The sequence below is a fragment of the Candidatus Tisiphia endosymbiont of Nemotelus uliginosus genome (assembly GCF_964264755.1).
Lineage (GTDB): Bacteria > Pseudomonadota > Alphaproteobacteria > Rickettsiales > Rickettsiaceae > Tisiphia.
Genome location: NZ_OZ183481.1, coordinates 553,552 through 570,830, shown reverse-complemented (window position 1 = coordinate 570,830; position 17,279 = coordinate 553,552). Strand labels below are relative to the sequence as shown.

The 17,279-nt window shown below is 32.2% G+C and carries 17 protein-coding genes and 1 tRNA gene; 6 read left to right on the top strand and 12 right to left on the bottom strand.

Features of this window, described 5'->3' with window-relative positions; all coding sequences use genetic code 11:
- The first annotated feature begins 1 nt into the window (after position 1).
- Entirely contained in the window at positions 2 to 802 is an 801-nt protein-coding gene (locus tag ACFELW_RS02930) for a DNA polymerase III subunit delta' (RefSeq protein WP_341758910.1), read from the top strand.
- A 232-nt stretch (positions 803 to 1,034) separates the two neighbouring features.
- Here the strand turns inward: ACFELW_RS02930 and ACFELW_RS02925 are convergent, their stop codons facing one another.
- The 6 genes from ACFELW_RS02925 to ACFELW_RS02900 all read right to left on the bottom strand — a co-directional run bounded on the left by ACFELW_RS02925 (position 1,035) and on the right by ACFELW_RS02900 (position 5,982).
- Complete coding sequence (locus tag ACFELW_RS02925; RefSeq protein WP_375330383.1) at positions 1,035 to 2,300, bottom strand: hypothetical protein; 1,266 nt, start codon at positions 2,298 to 2,300, stop codon at positions 1,035 to 1,037.
- Between the two features lie 226 nt (positions 2,301 to 2,526).
- Positions 2,527 to 3,249, bottom strand: a complete 723-nt coding sequence (gene lptB / locus ACFELW_RS02920; RefSeq protein WP_341759863.1) for an LPS export ABC transporter ATP-binding protein — start codon at positions 3,247 to 3,249, stop codon at positions 2,527 to 2,529.
- Positions 3,250 to 3,279: 30 nt separating this feature from the next.
- Positions 3,280 to 3,702, bottom strand: coding sequence for an LptA/OstA family protein (locus ACFELW_RS02915; RefSeq protein ID WP_375330382.1), 423 nt, complete (start codon positions 3,700 to 3,702; stop codon positions 3,280 to 3,282).
- A gap of 31 nt (positions 3,703 to 3,733) precedes the next feature.
- On the bottom strand, positions 3,734 to 4,399 hold the full coding sequence (gene lptC, locus ACFELW_RS02910) for an LPS export ABC transporter periplasmic protein LptC (protein WP_341758907.1): 666 nt from the start codon (positions 4,397 to 4,399) through the stop codon (positions 3,734 to 3,736).
- A complete protein-coding gene (locus ACFELW_RS02905) occupies positions 4,399 to 5,349 on the bottom strand; it encodes an SIS domain-containing protein (protein WP_375330381.1) in 951 nt (316 codons plus the stop codon). The genes lptC and ACFELW_RS02905 overlap by 1 nt, the downstream gene beginning before the upstream one ends.
- 21 nt (positions 5,350 to 5,370) lie before the next feature.
- Positions 5,371 to 5,982: an outer membrane protein gene (locus ACFELW_RS02900; RefSeq protein WP_375330380.1), complete on the bottom strand. Its 612-nt coding sequence runs from the start codon at positions 5,980 to 5,982 to the stop codon at positions 5,371 to 5,373.
- A gap of 263 nt (positions 5,983 to 6,245) precedes the next feature.
- Between ACFELW_RS02900 and ACFELW_RS02895 the strand changes: the two genes are divergently transcribed.
- A protein-coding gene (locus ACFELW_RS02895) for an IS5 family transposase (protein ID WP_375330379.1) occupies positions 6,246 to 7,009 on the top strand; the annotation gives its coding sequence in 2 pieces (ribosomal slippage) (positions 6,246 to 6,578 and positions 6,581 to 7,009; 762 coding nt in all).
- Positions 7,010 to 7,351: 342 nt separating this feature from the next.
- On the opposite strand, the gene ACFELW_RS02890 is transcribed toward ACFELW_RS02895, so the two are convergent.
- From ACFELW_RS02890 to ACFELW_RS02865, 6 genes are all read right to left on the bottom strand, one after another.
- Complete coding sequence (locus tag ACFELW_RS02890; RefSeq protein ID WP_375330378.1) at positions 7,352 to 7,690, bottom strand: 4a-hydroxytetrahydrobiopterin dehydratase; 339 nt, start codon at positions 7,688 to 7,690, stop codon at positions 7,352 to 7,354.
- A 21-nt stretch (positions 7,691 to 7,711) separates the two neighbouring features.
- Complete coding sequence (locus ACFELW_RS02885) at positions 7,712 to 8,254, bottom strand: DUF2608 domain-containing protein (RefSeq protein ID WP_375330377.1); 543 nt, start codon at positions 8,252 to 8,254, stop codon at positions 7,712 to 7,714.
- On the bottom strand, positions 8,239 to 8,493 hold the full coding sequence (locus tag ACFELW_RS02880; protein WP_375330376.1) for a DUF2608 domain-containing protein: 255 nt from the start codon (positions 8,491 to 8,493) through the stop codon (positions 8,239 to 8,241). Before ACFELW_RS02880 ends, ACFELW_RS02885 begins: the two co-directional genes overlap by 16 nt.
- A 241-nt stretch (positions 8,494 to 8,734) precedes the next feature.
- Positions 8,735 to 9,841: an ISAs1 family transposase gene (locus ACFELW_RS02875; protein WP_375330375.1), complete on the bottom strand. Its 1,107-nt coding sequence runs from the start codon at positions 9,839 to 9,841 to the stop codon at positions 8,735 to 8,737.
- Between the two features lie 289 nt (positions 9,842 to 10,130).
- Entirely contained in the window at positions 10,131 to 10,355 is a 225-nt protein-coding gene (locus tag ACFELW_RS02870) for a hypothetical protein (RefSeq protein WP_375330374.1), read from the bottom strand.
- A 219-nt stretch (positions 10,356 to 10,574) separates the two neighbouring features.
- The gene (locus ACFELW_RS02865; protein WP_375330373.1) at positions 10,575 to 14,072 is read right to left on the bottom strand and encodes a hypothetical protein; all 3,498 of its coding nucleotides are present in this window, start codon (positions 14,070 to 14,072) and stop codon (positions 10,575 to 10,577) included.
- A 576-nt stretch (positions 14,073 to 14,648) separates the two neighbouring features.
- Here ACFELW_RS02865 and ACFELW_RS02860 point away from each other — a divergent pair.
- The 4 genes from ACFELW_RS02860 to ruvB all read left to right on the top strand — a co-directional run bounded on the left by ACFELW_RS02860 (position 14,649) and on the right by ruvB (position 17,130).
- A tRNA-Arg gene (locus ACFELW_RS02860) sits at positions 14,649 to 14,725 on the top strand.
- A 133-nt stretch (positions 14,726 to 14,858) separates the two neighbouring features.
- A complete protein-coding gene (locus ACFELW_RS02855) occupies positions 14,859 to 15,083 on the top strand; it encodes a hypothetical protein (protein ID WP_375330372.1) in 225 nt (74 codons plus the stop codon).
- A 447-nt stretch (positions 15,084 to 15,530) separates the two neighbouring features.
- Entirely contained in the window at positions 15,531 to 16,133 is a 603-nt protein-coding gene (gene ruvA, locus ACFELW_RS02850) for a Holliday junction branch migration protein RuvA (RefSeq protein WP_250311340.1), read from the top strand.
- Positions 16,126 to 17,130 (top strand): Holliday junction branch migration DNA helicase RuvB, encoded by a 1,005-nt coding sequence (gene ruvB, locus ACFELW_RS02845; protein WP_375330371.1) that lies wholly within the window; start codon positions 16,126 to 16,128, stop codon positions 17,128 to 17,130. Before ruvA ends, ruvB begins: the two co-directional genes overlap by 8 nt.
- Positions 17,131 to 17,279 lie beyond the last annotated feature (149 nt).

The following is a 17,279-nucleotide window of genomic DNA, read 5'->3' as shown; positions in this document are numbered from 1 at the left end:
AATGATTAAAGAATATCTTGAATATAGATTTAAACAAGGCAGGCTTTATAATAGTTGGCTGATTGACGTGGATGATACGGCAAAAGCTTTAGAGAATTTACTAATATTTATAGAAACCAGTTTATTTAAAGATAAAATTCAATTAAAAAATCATCCAGATTATCGGTTAGTAGCAAGGGATAATTCTGTTACCACTAATGTCAAAGATATATCTGTTGACCAAATTAGAGATTTACAGCAATTTTTTTATAAAACATCGTCAATATCTAAATATAGAGTGGCTGTTATTTATCAAGCCGATCTAATGAATCTTAATGCAGCAAATTCTTGCCTTAAACTTTTAGAAGATACTCCAAAAGATAGTTTTATTTTCTTAATTACCTCAAGAGCCGCTGGCATAATCAGCACTATAAGATCTAGATGTGCTAAAATTAATATAAAATCACAAAATCGCTTAGTGGGGAGTGAGATATATGTTAAATTTATTACATATATTGCCAATTGTTCAGACCCTAAAGCGAGGCTAAATATTATAGCAGAGTTTACCAGTAAAAACAAAGAATTATGGGGAGATTTTGCTTATAGTATGCTATATCTAGTGAATAGAATTACTAAGAAATCTCTTAATATCAATATTGAATTCAATGAATTAGAGAATAAAATATTTAATCAATTATCCTCTAATTCACCTGATTGTTTGGTAACAAAATTTGCCAATATTAAGCGAATAATAAATAATACTATAGATTATGATCTAGACCTAAGGGCTAGTACCATAGCATTAATAGAAGAATTAACTTAAATATATCATACGCTATTAGTGAGACCATGTAGTGGTCGTGGCAATCCATATTCTAGAGTCATTGCAAGACCATGTAATGGTCGAAGCAATCCATTTTTGATCGTTTTCTGGATTGCTTCGTTGGCTTACGCCCCCTTGCAATGACGGTGTTGTAAGGGCCTTCTCGCAATGACGTCTTGTACTTTAACTTTTTTTCCGTGAACGCTCACTGTTTTTTTGGTAACTTATACAGCTACGCTGTTGCTTCACTTCCATTGCCTATCGTTGAAACTACATCTTCTGCCATATATACAGCACTCTCAACTATTGTAAATACGTTTTGTGCGAGGTCTGTCCCAGGTAGTAGGGATAACATAATCTCACCGGTATCAGACAGGATATCTTCTGATGCAACTATTGCTTTTTGCACGCCATTACAACGTTTATAATGAATATCCTTAACTTTCTTGCAAGTATAAGCAGTAGCAGCTGCTGCTACTGTAGCAATAACTGCAATCGCTCCGTATACTGCACCCATTACTTTTCCTTCTTGACCTATAGTAGTTTGTTCCTGTGGCGTTGCTGTAGGAGCGGCAATGTCCTTAAATGCAGCATTAGAAGGGTCTACGGAAGTAGTTGTTTCTTCCGTTATAATAGTAGAGTTTTCCTCAATAAAAGAGGTAGAAGAAGATGGTTCAATGGTAGTAACTACTGGTTCTAGTATTGTGTTCAGCTCATCCAACAATTTCCTGGCTGGTGCAAAATTTGGATGTGCTTCAAGAGACTTAGTGCATTCTACTAGAGCTTCCTCATGTTTACCGTTAGACTTCAAACTTTTGCATTCCTTAAAATGTTCATAATGCGATGAAGATGGTAAACCACATTTGTATTTCTCAACATAAGTGTTTCTTTGACCACTCTCATAACGTTCCTGATATGTAAAAACTATCTGTGCTGTTTGCGGTTCCGTAGAGCTTAATACGCTTAGCTCTCGTAAAGAATCTCCCCAAGTAACTTTCTCCCTTTCTTCGCTTGAAGTAAATTTCTGATCTTGGCAGGGTTCATCCACTAAACACTTGGCATATAAGTTAGTTCGCTCTGGAGAAAATAGCCAGTGCTTAGGAGTGTACACTTCTCCCTTTCCAACCATCACACAGCTACCATTTGGCAAAGTAAGGGTCTTTACTTCTACGATCTTATCCGCAGCACGCTTACTTCTATTATGAAGAGCTACATCAGAATTATCTACAGGGTCATCGTATGTAGGTTTTTCAGTAGCTTCTTTAATTATTTTTACCAATGCTGGATCATTATGATATTGATAAATAGACGGTAGGGATGATGATACATCTAGCTCAGAAGTACTATCATTATCTTTTTCTATACCCGTATTTTTTCCTGTAAAGACTACCTTAGGTAAAGTTGAACCTGTAGAAACTGCCCTAGCTAAAGTTGAGGTTGTAGTATAAAGTAGAACAAGAGATGTGGTAAGAAGATAAGAAGGCGAGAAATATTTCATAAAAATTGTTTCCGATTTAATAATATTGATTAATATTTAGTTTAACAAGATAGTTAACAGAAACCACCTGGATTGATAAAATAGGTTTTTCATATATGAAGTCAAGATTTAATTTCAAAGTTGTATAAAAAATAACATCCAATGAATAGTGGATTGCTTCGTCGGCCCACGCCTCCTTGCAATGACGTCTTATAGTAAGTAATGGTTATATCGTCACCAAAGCCTGTTACAGAGAAAAAGATTGTCCTAAATATACTTCCTTTACTTGATAGCTTGTAGCTATTTCTTGTGGGGTTCCTTCTAATAGGACTTTTCCGTTGTAAATAACGTATGCCCTATCCACTATATTGAGGGTATCTCTAACATTATGATCAGTGATTAAGATGCCGATATTACGGTTACGTAAGTGTACGATCAAATTTTTAAGATCCTCGATCGCTAGTGGATCAATACCTGCAAGTGGTTCGTCAAGCATAATAAATTTAGGGTCTAATGCTATTGCTCTTGCAATTTCTAGCCTACGTCTTTCTCCGCCGGATAATCCTGTTGCCGGCATATCTTTTAGATGGAGAATAGAAAATTCTTTAAGCAAATCTAATGTTTTTTGTTCGATAATTTCTTGATCATTTTCTAAAGCCTCTAGCATTAATCTAATATTATCCCCAACAGATAACCCACGGAAAATTGATGGCTCTTGAGGAAGATAGCTAAAACCAAACCTAGCTCGTAAATAAATTGGTAAATGAGTAATATCATGATCGTTATAAAATAATGCCCCACTATCTGGTCTGGTAAGCCCTATAATAATACTAAAACAGGTAGTTTTACCTGCACCGTTTGGACCAAAAAGACCAACTATTTCTCCTGTTTTTAATTGAAGAGATACGTCGTTTAGTATCACCCTCTTATTATAAGATTTTGAAATACTATTTACTTGTAATTTATCTATTATTAAAGGTGACATAATTCTTTGTTCCAATTAATCCTTGGATTTACTGTAATCTACATTATTAAGTTTCGTATAATATACTAGCTTGTCGGTTTTTATAATACCATTCTTATTTTGTACTATTACGTCACCAAGCAGGACTAGCTCTTTTCTTTCCACAAAATATTTGGCAGAGGTAGCAATTAATAATTCCTGACCATCATTCCTCTTAGCAGTCAAGTTTGACGGTATAGATATGTAATTAATAGTTTTTTTATTATCAACTATTTTATAAAAGATTTCTAAATTAGTCGTTTTCACCATTATATCATCAAACCATAAAATCACCTCACCCGTAAAAAAAGCTTGCTGCTTAATCTGATCAATTACTAAATTATCAGAATTAATATACAATTTATCCATACTAGAATGTTTTGAGTATGGGGGTTCTCCACAAGCTATTGCTGAGTTCATTATTAGGAAAAGCAACATATAACAAATCATGCTAAAAATCCGATACATCAATAATCGTTGATACGCTACCTTTGAAATTTATAATATTATTGTCATTTGTGGAATTAAAATTATCAGAAGTAATTTGACAATTTTTATAAGACAATATCACACCTGTTCTACTAAATGTTTCTTTATTTAGTAAATTAAGTTGGGCTTCTTGTGCTTTTAATATGCTTTCTCCTAAAAAAAACTGGACATCATCTCTTAATTCTAACATATGACTATTCTCATTCAATATACCATTTTTTGCATTGATCACTAATAGTTTATTGTCATTTATTTTATATTTAGCGTTAATTTCTTCTAATGCATATTTATTATCTAAAGTCCTAACCGCTTGTACAGCCTGAATTTGGTAAGGATTTAAGTTTTTACTTAACCCCTTAAAAGTTGAATTTGAAATTTTTATTTCATAATTTGTTTTATCACTTGGGGTAAAAGAGCTATCCCCACTATTGTTTTCAATTAATTCTAAATTATTATTAATTGGATTAAAATTGATATAAATTAAGTATAAGGTTAGTACTAGCCCTAAACAAGATAAGATTTTTGATATACTAATTGAACGTCTATAAGATGAAATGATCGAACTACTACTTTTATCGATGAAGGGAATTTTAACCATAATACTACCAACATTATCATGGACATTCATTAACTAATTCCTGCCCGAAGTAAGTCATGGATATGCACAATACCAATAACTATATTATTTTCAGTTACCGGTATGCTAGTAATTGATTTGCTATTCATGAAACCTAAGGCCTCTCCTGCTAATTTCGAGGAAGAAATTTGTTGTGGATTAGCAGTCATTACATCGCATGCATATTTCATATTTATTTTATCGTTAATATGTCTACGCAAATCTCCATCTGTTATAATACCAACCAAACTTAAATCTTTATCTACTACTATAGCACATCCAAGGCTTTTTTGATTCATAACTAATATAGTATCAGTAAATGAAGTATCGGCATATACTAAAGGCAACTGATCTTTTACCCTCATTAAACTTTCCACCTTGATAAGATTACTTCCAATCTTTCCTCCAGGATGATATAGCCGAAAATCATCTTCCGAAAAACCTCGAGCTTCATGTATAGAAGTGGTAAGTGCATCTCCAAGAGATAACATCATTATTGCGGAAGTTGTCGGAGCTGCAATATAGGATGCTTCATTAATTCTTGGTATTAATAATAAGAAATCGCTATTGATTGCTATAGTAGAGTTGGCATTCATAGTCATGGCAACTATCTTTATAGAAAATCGCTTACAATATTTCATTATATCAAATAATTCTTTGGTCTCTCCTGAATTAGATAACATGAAAATTAAGTCGCCTTCAGTTACCATCCCAAGATCACCATGGCTAGCCTCAGCTGGGTGCAGATAAAAAGCAGCCGTACCAGTAGAAGCAAAACTTGCTGCTATCTTATGGGCTATATAACCACTTTTTCCTATACCAGTTAAAATAATCCTGCCTTTACAATTAATTATATGATCTACTACATTGTCAAAGCAACTAGGAATATTATTAGATAATTCAATTAGTGCAGTAGATTCTTTTAATACAACTCTTTTGGCAACGTCACGATGATAGTGCATTTTTACTCTAACCCTAACAAATTATATATCAAGCCTTATACCAAGCGTTACATTATGACCTTTATAAGGCAATGACTTAATATAATTCTCTTTTGTGCTACCAAAATCTTTCCAACTATAAGCTATCTCAACTTTTACCACAGGAGCTAATTTGGCAGCAACTCCAAGAGTAAGATGGTAAACTAGATTATTTTTTTTGTTAGTAGAAGTTGAAGCACCAAGCTTATTATTACCGATAATTTCGTTTTTCAGCTGACCAACCCCAGCACCAAGCCCAATAAAGAATTCACAAATGCTTATATCAAAAACATCGACATAACCACTAAGCACTAAAGTAGTAATTTGGGATTTAATTTTTGAGTCTGTACCGGCAAAAAAATACTTTGATTGCTGATTAGCAAAAAAATTAAGCATAAGATCAGCTCTAACATTATCTAGAATGTAATAACCTGCACCTCCTCCGCCAACAATACCAGCCATATTATGTTTTAATTTTTTATCATTTAACTTAACATTATTCATTTTACTTGTCCCAACTTCGGCTTTCAAATAAAATTGATTTTCAATAGCCCAAGAAGAAACAGAAAATAACAGTGAAATGCTGGTGATCGTTAGTAATAATAAATTTCTCATGCTTCTATTTTTTTATTTAAAGTTTACTATAAATTATACTTATTAGCCAGCTTATTTTGTAAAATAACCAAGTACACAACAAAAAAAAGGGCTAAAAAGCCCCCTTTTTTGTAGAATAAAATAATGAATAACGACGTGGTTCAAATATATTTATTTCTCAGAAATAATATTTATTAAATAACTAGGGCGTGTCATCAATTAAGTTGACATAAATATTAGGATGAGGCAAATTAGATATTGGTAAAAAAATAAGAAGGTGACCAATGTGCAGATATGCTTTAAGAGATGATCAATGGGAAAGGATAAAGGATATTTTACCTGGAAAAGAAGGAGACGTAGGAGCAAGTGCCAAAGATAATAGATTATTCGTAGAAGCTGTATTATATAGATATCGTGCTGGTATACCGTGGAGAGACTTACCAGAAAGATTTGGAGATTTTAGAGTAATTCATACAAGACATACACGTTGGAGCCAAAAAGATGTATGGAAGAAGGTTTTTGAACTACTTGCACAAGATGCAGATAATGAATATAGTATGATTGATTCAACGATTGTTAGAGTACATCAACATAGTGCCGGAGCTAAAAAAAAGTCATAGTAGATGACCAAGCAATAGGTCGTAGTAAAGGTGGTTTATCAACTAAAATTCATGCAACTGTTGATGCTTTAGGAAATCCGACAGCTTTTTATTTAACCCCTGGTCAGTCGCATGATTTACAAGGTTCTGATGCTTTAATGGAAACTTTGACAAAAGCGGATACCGTAATTGCAGATAAGGCTTATGATGCTGAGGCAAGAATGAGGAATAAGATAAAAGATAAGAATTGCACTCCTGTAATTCCATCCAAGAAGAATCGTAAATTTCCTGTAGAATATGATGTAGAGCTTTATAAGTATCGTCATTTAATTGAAAATTTCTTTGCAAAACTTAAACAATCTCGAGGCATTGCTACGCGTTATGATAAACTAGCTCAGAATTTTCTGGGAGCAATTTATTTGGCTTCTTCTGTAATATTACTTAATTGATGACACGCCCTAGTTCTTGAGGAATAGTTTGCCCTAAATAAGAGGATAAAACCATTTTTATTAGATATCTTGTAAGATAAAAAGTTTTTTTTGCTTTTGTATTGATAAAACTTGAATAAACTATCCTTTCCTTGTTGCTTAAGAGATCATCATAGTTTGATGTATCTTCATTTTCTATATCCCAGTACCAAATATCAATTTGTTTTTTTTTAGGTTATTTAACATAACAATTTATTTTATTACTTTTAATAGCCTCCATTATGAATTTAAATATTGGAGTCTTAGCTCAACAATTTTAACATAACTTTCTAATTCTCTTGTGACCAAATAACCAAGTTTGATCTAAAATTTAATATCTATTTTACTTGCAAGAATGAAATCACTTTCGCTTAATCCATCAATCTTATGTGTCCAAATTTTAACTATACATTTTCCCCAAGAGATTATGAGATCAGGGTGATGACTTTCAGATTCAGCAATCTCTGTAATTTTATTAGCAAAATTCATGGCTTCTAAAAAATTTTTAAAATCAAATTGCTTAGAGATAAAGACATTTTCATGTAATTGCCAACCATCTTTTAATTTTTTGAGGTATGTTAAACTTTCTATAAGTTTAAGTTTTGGAATGCCACCATGACATGGAATACATTTTTTAGTAGATAAGTCAATTTCACAATTCATGTTTTACCTTTTTATTTTGTATTATTTAGCCTTGTCTTTATTTATTATTTGTAATAAAACTGCAGCTTGCTTATCACTTAACCAAATAGATTGAGATTTAAGGAAATCTTTCTGCAATCTAGATATCTCTTCTATAGATTTTTGCTCTCCAACTGTATCATAGCTATATTCTATTAGAATTATATTATCAACCTTACCTTTAAGGTATTTTTGAATAGAATCTAAATTTTTAGACATATCGTCTATTACCACTATCTTGTTATAATTAGCCTTTTGTTGATCAAGATATGCTTTAAGCACTAATCCTTTTTCATAACCTCTGGCAAAAATAATGCCTTCGATAGCTTCTGGTTGAGGTCGACTTTGTTCATCAATTTTTACCATACCTTTATATTTTTCATCAAAAATTAATCCTTTATCTTTCAGCACATCAACACGATCTTGTTCTTGAGCAAAATATGGATTATTTGGTCCCATTGATGTTAGGGCAATAATATCGGAACCATTAAATCTTAAAAACCAAAAATGTTTTACGAGACTTGGTTCAATTAACTTATACTCCATTTGCGAGATAATAAGCCCATATATTTTTTTTTCTGTGCTAGACCTTGTGATTTTTCAATATCATCAAGAAATTTATGGCGTACTTCTCGATTATTATGGCTTAAATAGCTGTCTTTAGGACAAAGAATGACTCCATCAATGTCAAATACAATTAGTGTATCTTTTTCAATTTTGATTATCTCAGTTAAGTTATCAAAAGAATGTAGCTTAATTCTTTCAACACTTGATTGTGCTTCCATTACAAAAAGTTGCAGAATTAGCATAAATAAAATTCTTTTCATAGAAATTCTATCCTTTATATATTTGATTGTTAGTTATTAGAAACTCCATACTCGTTTATTCTTTGGTAATTCTGACTTAATTGAATTTTCTGCACACCATGCAAGAAAGTGATTCACCTCAATAATTTGCTTTGTTTCTTCACTATAGTCAAGAGTTAAAATATGACCTAGCCATCAGGGCGATTTAAAAGTCGCAACTTTAAGTTGCCATAACTTTAAATAGTTTGTATCTATAATTATTAAAATTTTCTCTGGTTTCAGTAATTTTGTTTGAAAATAAAGTTATTACAGAAATAGTTATTGCCCGGAGTAATGACATTACCAAGGGAGCCTTTCCTATACTTATAGTTGACTTATCTTCCCCAAAAACTGTATCTTTGACCCAATTCAAATTATTCTCACATGACCAATGATTCTTATTGAACTTTAGCAAGCTCTTTGGATTAAACTTGCTTCCGAGACTTGTTATCATAAACACATTCTCTTGTTTACAGCTATTAGTTTTATTTTTCTTATCTCGCTCTCGGCTAATTTTACATATTTGTTTGATGTGTCGAAAGCCGTTCAGATATTCAAATGGCATATCAATTACCTCAATTTTTCTTCTCTCTATTCTCCCATGTTGTAAATCGGTATTTTCTTCAAAACTCCTGACTTCTTGCCCTTTTTCTGCTATTTCATCAAAAACTTTGCTGCTATAATAATGCAAATTAGGTTCATTACTTTTCAGAGTAAAAGCAAATTCTCCTCCTTGTTTAACAACTTCTTCACATATATCTTCATGACAAAATGATGCATCTGCTGTCACAATTTTTCCCTTAATATCGTATTTTGATAAAAACTCTAGCATAGAACCATACTCGTTTTTATTTGCTGTTTCTATAAAGCCAGTAATAGCTTTAAGCTGGCTACTAAACCCAGTCAAAATTTGCCTTTGCTCTTCTTTCCCATGGCTATTGCTACCACACAGGGTTTTTCCATCAATATGAATAACATCATAACCTATGTTCTTCACTTGGCATATATATTGGATTAGTTCTAATATCACTTCCCTTAAACTCTCTGGAGAAATTTTACGGATAATTAGTGTTAAATTACTATAGCAAGGTGCTTTATTCCTATTAAAACCTAACATTACCAATTTTTTTGGGCTAAAATTTTTAGCAAATCTAGAAATAGATTTTAAATTATTTCTACTACTTAATAAACCTACTACTATAAGTTTTATAACACTCGCTGCACTATATCTCTTACCACGTGCTTTTCTAAAATCTTTGACTTTTTCTAGAGATAAAGATATGCTCATAATGCTCCGTTATTTATAGTTGAAAAATCTTTAACTGAGTACTTATACTATTATCATCTATTATATTCTAGATTTTTCTTTACTTTCATCCCATTTTTTAAAAATTTTTAATCGTTCTACATATTAGCCAGAAATAATTAACGTTCAGGCTACAATCCTTGCAATATAATCATTACAACGGCAAAATATTATCCAAACTTTTCAAGCTTAGAGCAAATATTATTACTACAATTCTATCACTTTCCTTTCTAAACTTAAGCTAATATTAGATTATAACCCCAACAAATATTTAATCTTTAGTTGTGACTTTTAAATCGCCCTGATTCCTACCTCCTTTTTTAGCACTTGCAAGGCTAGTAATACCTTTATTGCGAGCAAAGCTATGGATACTATGTATATGGCTTATTGAGAAACATGTAATTTTAGCTATTAGATGGGCAGACATTTTATCGCTTACCCTTAGGTATAAAGCTTGGTAACGCCTGAATTCATCTTTGCTATTACTATTATTCATCAGAACTCTTACTTCTTCTGGATTTATTTCTAGTTTTTGATATCCTCTTGCTATTGTTGTACACTCTCATTTGTTAGAGTTTTTTTATATCATATATACTGCTCTATTGATAGTGATTTAGTATTAGTATAATAAAAATTTAATATTTTTCTCCTCTTATCCTATTCTATTTTTCTTATTAATTCAATCTACAACTGTAGTACTAGGTAAGTATATTGTTCAGCGTTGATTTTGATTTTCTATAGCTTTAGCTTTATTTCTTACTGTTGTTATTTTTTGCACCCTTTTATCATCAGCATCCATAATAATATGCTTTATGGTATGCTTAATTGTTATACCTTTGAAATCAATCTCTTTAAGGTCAATCTCAGGAAATAATTTTTGTTTTTGTTCTTGTTTTTTTGTTGTAATCTTAGCAATATCGCTTTTTGGAAATACTGTTTCATCAAAATTTTGGGGATCAATTTTCTTAAGAGTAGTTAATTGTTTATCTGTGATATTCTTAATATCTACAGTCTTATTATCATTAAAAACACCCAATCTATTTGCAGCTTCGTTAATGTTACCAGTTGCTAGGAGCTTTGATATTCTCTCTTTAAGAATGCTGTTAGTGACTTGATGAGCAACAAGTTTCTCATTAATCTCCATACTTCCTGTCTTTAACTCCTCTGCCGCAAATTCATTGCTTTTTCTTTCATGAGCTACCATTACTTTTACAGCAATTTTATCTAATGTTTTCTTATCAATAGTAAAAATTTTATCCTTTCCTTCATTTTTGCCACTAAATGCGATATTATCAGCTATATATTGTGTAATTTTCTGGCGATTAACATTTAAGTATTGCGGATCCAAACTTGATAACGATGAATGTAGTATAGAAAAAATTTTATCTTTTTCTTTTGGTTTTAATGATACTCTTAGTTTTCCTTCTTTCTGTGTTATACTGTTAATAACGTCTACTAATATATCTGTAGCAAAAGATTTACTATCTCTTGAGCTATTCCCCTCTTTAGTAAGCTCATCAAACCGTGCTTTACTTGTAACTTTACTCTGAGCTATTTCTGTCAATCTTTCTTTAGGAAACATAATTTCATCAAATAGTTTTGGATTAAACTTCCTGATGTCTAATATTTTTTCTGTTGTATGTTCAGATGGTTCACTGGATTTTATTTTTTTTACCAGTTCAGACTCTGGATTAAAGATTGTTGTTAAAAACTGCGATAACTTCTCTGCTATCTGCGAATCTTTCAGCTGATGATTATAAATCCCTTCATTAATCTTCTTAGCAACAAATTTATCACTTTTAGCACCGTCAAGTCTTTTTATGTCATCTGCATATTTAGTTAATATTTTATCACTAACAGTAATGTTATTACTAAATAAGCTCTTACTCGCATCTTTTTTAATATTTTTTGCAATAGTTTTGGCAATAGCTTGTTCTTCAGTTTTTAAATAGTCGACGTCAAGTTGTGATAATTTATCAGATAATTTCTCAATAATTTTGTTTCGTTGTGAATAGTCTAATTTTCGTTTTCCTCCTTCTTCAACTAGTTTAATAGCTTTATGTATTATCTGCGTACTTAATACCATCTCTTTAACATTATCTGAAACCCCTAGTCCTGTAGATTTCTCTACCTCTATACTATTATTGACCTGGACTTCTCTTGCAAGCTTAAATTCTTTTTCAAAATTCGTTGGTGCTATATCTCTAAACCATTGCCATTGTTCTCCTGTAATGTTGGCGGCTTGTTCTGCAGTTAATTGTATCTTACCATCTTGCAGCGATGGTTCTGTACCTAAAATAATTCTCATCTCATTAACTGTAACTGCATTATTTTCTATAAAGTTTGATAATGTTTCTGCTAACTCAGTATTAACATTAGTCATTTCTGGATTAATTTCTATAGGAAATTGTTCTTTACTAGCAGTTGATTTTTCTACAACAGCCTCTTCTACTACTTCAGCTACTTTTGACAATATTTCTTGTTGCTCACTAAATTGCTTATTAATATTATCAGCAGAGATGTTTGTAACTTCTTGCGGTACTTGCTCTGTTATATCTTGTCGTTGTACTCGTTGTGTTAAGTCTTGCTGTTCTTGTTGTACTATATTTTGCGATAGAATATTTTTTTCTGGCTGCTGAATATCCTCATCCATAGAAACATATCCTTCGTCTTCCAACTGTTGGCGTTGCTCCATCTCAAAACTGTGCTGTTGAACTTTTTCAGTCTCTACATTTATAGATTTAACTTCATCTGGTATTTCTTGAAACAAATTTCTATTAAATCCTACTGGGTTAACTCTTATTAATCCCTTGAGTTGCTCGACAGTAACATGTTCAACTTGTTTGTCAGTTAAGCTTAGCGATTTTGCATTACCAGTAATTTTATTCTCTTCAGATACCCCCAGTACTTTATTTACATAATCAAGAGAAATCTGGTTCTCTTGTATAAATGTTGATAATCTCAGAGCCAACTCATCTTTCTTTGCATTAAGCAAAGGATTAATTTTTTCTTCAATAAATTGGTTATTTCGTTCAGCATATTTTTCAGTTATTTTCTGAGCTATTTTTTTAACTTTATCACTAGCAATGTGAAATTCCTTTCTTAATTCAGAGATAGCCGTTTTACCTTGTGTTATCTCATGGGTAATATTTGTTATAATAGCTGTTTTATTCTTCTGCAGAAATTGTGGATCAAATTTATCTAGTACCTGAGATAAATTCTTCTTAATTTTCTTTGCAGTTGTATCAGAAATCTTTAACTTTAATTGTTTTATAGATTCATCTATTGTACTACTTACCATTTCTTTAGCTGCTTGCCAGTCTTTTGTTTTTTGCTCACCAATATCCAAAGCAACTTTTTGCGAGTTATCCTGTTGAGGCATAGATTTTTGGGAAACGAGCTGTCTACCCTTCTCCGGAGAAGTGTTCTTAGATTTTTCATTCTCAGTCTCTAATTCCTTGATAAAAGCATCAACCGATTTAATAGCTGCACTTGAAATCTCCTCTTGGTCAAGTTGAGAGAGTTTGTCATCCCTATCTATCAATTGACCATTTTTTACTTTTAAGGATGTATTTCCTTGCCGAACAAAATTTTCAAACTGCTGTAGTTTTTCAGCAGGAAAGTTTCGTTTATCCTGGTTAAGAATTTCCATAGTTCTAGCAACAACTTTATCTGCATATTCAACCTTGCTAAGCTTCTGTCCTTGCAATTTTAGCAAAGCCTCTTTAGTAGCTTCCATAGGAATTTTATATTCCTCTCTACCTAATCCAAAATTTGTTAGTTTACCAGCGAAAGCACTACGCTCTTCAAGTGGCAAAACAAAACCTTTTAAGGCACCTTCAGTCTTTGCAACTTTAAGTTTAAGTTTATCTAATTCTTGATCAGTACTTATAAATTTAGAGCATAATTCTGAATTTAAGGCAATAGTATCAACAAATTGTTGTATTTTGTCATCTGATAGACTTGTACGAAAATTTTCTGCTCCCAAACTTTCTATTACACTCATAGATGCTTCATTAAACTGTAATATCTCGTCAGCGTAAATCTTCACATTAAAAGTTTCTTTATACTTACCTAACCTACCTATCAAAGCATCTATATCTTTAATTTTTTCCGCAGCCACTCGTGATACCTTATTAGGTACAGCCATACTCTCATCATCTGAACCATAAGCTGAATCTAAGCTAACATCATCACCATCTTTTTTAGACATACTATCCTCTTAAGCATATTAAATTTTATTAGTGAGTAAACGTTAAGTATTTGCACTTACGTCCCTCATTAGATATATATGTTGTCTTCAAATTTCAAAGCCACTGTCAACCTATCAACATAATTAAAGATTAAATCACAAAAATATTATTACCTCAATAATAATCGTACTTTAGGTTCTTATATCTTGAAAATGTGATATAAGAGCCTAGGAGGTTACCTGCGATAACTAAAGTAATTCTGTGCTTGTTCGCCCCTTATTTTCAAGCCCAATTCCCCAAATCATTAGAATATAGTTTTTGTTGGAACAGTTTAGAGAAATTCAAGCTATTCTCTTAAAAATTAGCTGACATTTGAAAGTTTAAAATTCGTTAGCACTTCCTAAGTTTTTATAGTATAATGTAGTTAGATGATAGATGTATGCTCTTCTGCTTTGAAGAATTGTTTTCGTAAAACTTTGGGGCATTAGTGTTCTTACTTAGGTTTACTAAGCTGTTCTCGTTCACTCCTTGTTTTATGACATAATTTTTTAAACTATTCGAGTATATTTTTTATTTGAGGTATATCAACAAATTAAGCATTCGTAGCTCAGCTGGATAGAGCGTTGCCCTCCGAAGGCAGAGGTCGTTGGTTCGAATCCAATCGAGTGCACCATTCTTCGATTTTAGTACATTTTACGAACATATCAAATGGTGAACGTAGCTTAAAGTCTAGCTTCCCGTCTTTCAATTCCAGGTTCGCAAATACTAAATTTACCAATTTACGTTTTCCCTCAGTAGTCGAACCTTTGAAAGCTTCTGCCGCTCCGGAAGCCATTTCTACTAAGTTAATTAGGCATTCTGAATATACCGCTCTGCTAGTTGGTAAAACATGGGCGAAACCTTTTGCATCTGTAACGTTAGCAGGAGTTACAGCAACTTTATTAATCAATCCAGGTTGTTCTCTGAATAATCTAAAAATCTTAGATAACATATTTTATAATACAAACACAATAACTTTTTTAATTATATAGTCTAAATATTAAATAAATTATGATTAGCAAACTAAAAAGTAAAATAAATGAAATATTTTACTTATTATATCATTATTGGTATTAGTGTGTGCAATATTTAGTGTATTATTGAATAATTAGAATTGCTGGGTTAGAGTTTACTTTCTCTATCATTTATTCAAATATTCTATTATTGTTATTATATTAAATAGAAGAGGACGCCACAATGAAAGATATCTGTAAAAAAGTTAAATGTATAGTATACTTGCTTATATATGGGCTGGTCACTTGGATTATCGCAAAAATTATACTTATATCAACATTCCCAGATGATGGGCAATGTCACTGCTCCGAAACTCCAGCCTTACTACATTATATTTTGGCTTTGATAGTAACTACAGCCCCAGTGATAACGTATATATGTACGAAAAATTGTAAGCTGAAAACAAAATCTGATACTAAAAAATTATGATTGGTAAACTAAAAGGCACAATAGATGCATGTTTTAATGATTATGTCATTATTGATGTTAATGGTGTTGGGTATTTAGTGTATTGTAGTAGTAAAACTCTAAATAAATTAGTGGTTAATGAGTTTTGTCAATTATTTATCGAAACGCATGTAAGAGAAGATCATATTAATCTTTATGGCTTTTTATCACTCGAAGAAAAGTTTGTTTTTAATTTATTACAATCAGTAAACGGTATTGGGACAAGGATGGCTTTAGCTATTTTATCAAATTTATCACCTGAGCAAATCCAATCAGCGATAGCTAGGCGGGATAAAGAAGCTTTTAAAGCCGTTTCCGGTGTTGGACTAAAATTAGCTGAACGAATTATCATAGAGTTAAAGGATAAAGCCTTAACTAACCTTACTACCAATCTTCCCATCGATAAGAATGATAGTGATTTATCTAAGATATCATCTGATGCTACATTAGTTTTAACCTCACTTGGGGTTAATAGAACTGAAGCCCATAATTTGGTACAGGAAATTATTGCAAAGGATCCTGATCTCTCTATTAATGAGCTAATTAAACTCGCACTAAAGGCCCGTAGTTCCAATGTCTAAAAACCCAGTTTCTAAAAATGTTTTATCAGCTGATATATTGCCAAACGATCAAGAGTTCTCTCTACGACCTAGCTATTTAAAAGAATTTGTTGGGCAACAACAGATCAAAGAGAATTTATCTATTTTCATCCAAGCCGCTAAAAATAGGTCAGAACATTTAGACCATACCTTATTTTATGGACCGCCTGGACTTGGTAAAACCACTCTTGCCCAAATTATTTCTAAGGAGATGGGAGTAAATTTTAAATCTACTTCAGGACCTGCTATATCAAAAGCGGCTGATCTAGCTGCTATACTTACCAATTTGCAAGATAATGATGTGTTATTTATTGATGAAATTCACCGTCTTAGCACCAATATTGAAGAAGTATTGTACCAAGCAATGGAAGATTTTGCTCTGGACATAGTTATTGGAGAAGGTCCCGCCGCAAGGTCAGTAAAAATCAATTTACCCAATTTTACTTTAGTTGGAGCAACTACTAGACTAGGTCTATTGAGTAACCCTTTAAGAGATAGATTTGGTATACCACTACTTTTACATTTTTATAATGTGGCTGAATTAAAACTTGTTTTGAGTAGAGCTAGTAAATTGCTGGCAATTAATGTAACCGATGAGGCGTTAGAAGAAATAGCAAAGCGTAGTAGAGGAACTCCAAGAATTGCCCTTAGGCTAATTAGACGGGTGAGAGACTTCGCTTCTGTCGATGATCAGCTAGAAATTGATAGGAATATTGCCAATCTCTCGCTGAATCGATTAGAAGTTGACAAAATAGGTTTAGACAGTAATGATTATAGATATTTAAAGTTTATCGCTGATAATTATGATGGGGGTCCGGTCGGTATAGAAACAATTGCCGCAGCTCTATCAGAACAACGCGATGCTGTTGAAGAAACTATCGAACCCTATCTAATACAAATAGGGTTATTACAACGTACCCCAAGAGGCAGAGTTATTACCAAAAATGCTTTTGACCATCTGGAAGGTTGCCTGCAATAACTGAAATATAGTTGACCCAGAGAAGTGATGATTTGGATTGCTTCGACTACTACGTAGTCTCGCAATGACCTTGGAAGCTAAAATCGTCATTGTGAAGAGGCGAAAGCCAACGAAGCAATCCACTCTTTTATGGATTGCCACGCCACCTA

What these genes read in the sequence shown, in the direction of transcription:
- ACFELW_RS02930 (WP_341758910.1), top strand. Translation starts at nt 2, where the DNA reads ATGATTAAAGAATATCTTGAATATAGATTTAAACAAGGCAGGCTTTAT.
- ACFELW_RS02925 (WP_375330383.1), bottom strand. Translation starts at nt 2,300, where the DNA reads ATGAAATATTTCTCGCCTTCTTATCTTCTTACCACATCTCTTGTTCTA.
- ACFELW_RS02915 (WP_375330382.1), bottom strand. Translation starts at nt 3,702, where the DNA reads ATGAACTCAGCAATAGCTTGTGGAGAACCCCCATACTCAAAACATTCT.
- lptC (WP_341758907.1), bottom strand. Translation starts at nt 4,399, where the DNA reads ATGAATGTCCATGATAATGTTGGTAGTATTATGGTTAAAATTCCCTTC.
- ACFELW_RS02905 (WP_375330381.1), bottom strand. Translation starts at nt 5,349, where the DNA reads ATGCACTATCATCGTGACGTTGCCAAAAGAGTTGTATTAAAAGAATCT.
- ACFELW_RS02900 (WP_375330380.1), bottom strand. Translation starts at nt 5,982, where the DNA reads ATGAGAAATTTATTATTACTAACGATCACCAGCATTTCACTGTTATTT.
- ACFELW_RS02890 (WP_375330378.1), bottom strand. Translation starts at nt 7,690, where the DNA reads ATGAATTGTGAAATTGACTTATCTACTAAAAAATGTATTCCATGTCAT.
- ACFELW_RS02885 (WP_375330377.1), bottom strand. Translation starts at nt 8,254, where the DNA reads ATGGAGTATAAGTTAATTGAACCAAGTCTCGTAAAACATTTTTGGTTT.
- ACFELW_RS02880 (WP_375330376.1), bottom strand. Translation starts at nt 8,493, where the DNA reads ATGGAAGCACAATCAAGTGTTGAAAGAATTAAGCTACATTCTTTTGAT.
- ACFELW_RS02875 (WP_375330375.1), bottom strand. Translation starts at nt 9,841, where the DNA reads ATGAGCATATCTTTATCTCTAGAAAAAGTCAAAGATTTTAGAAAAGCA.
- ACFELW_RS02870 (WP_375330374.1), bottom strand. Translation starts at nt 10,355, where the DNA reads ATGAATAATAGTAATAGCAAAGATGAATTCAGGCGTTACCAAGCTTTA.
- ACFELW_RS02865 (WP_375330373.1), bottom strand. Translation starts at nt 14,072, where the DNA reads ATGTCTAAAAAAGATGGTGATGATGTTAGCTTAGATTCAGCTTATGGT.
- ruvA (WP_250311340.1), top strand. Translation starts at nt 15,531, where the DNA reads ATGATTGGTAAACTAAAAGGCACAATAGATGCATGTTTTAATGATTAT.
- ruvB (WP_375330371.1), top strand. Translation starts at nt 16,126, where the DNA reads ATGTCTAAAAACCCAGTTTCTAAAAATGTTTTATCAGCTGATATATTG.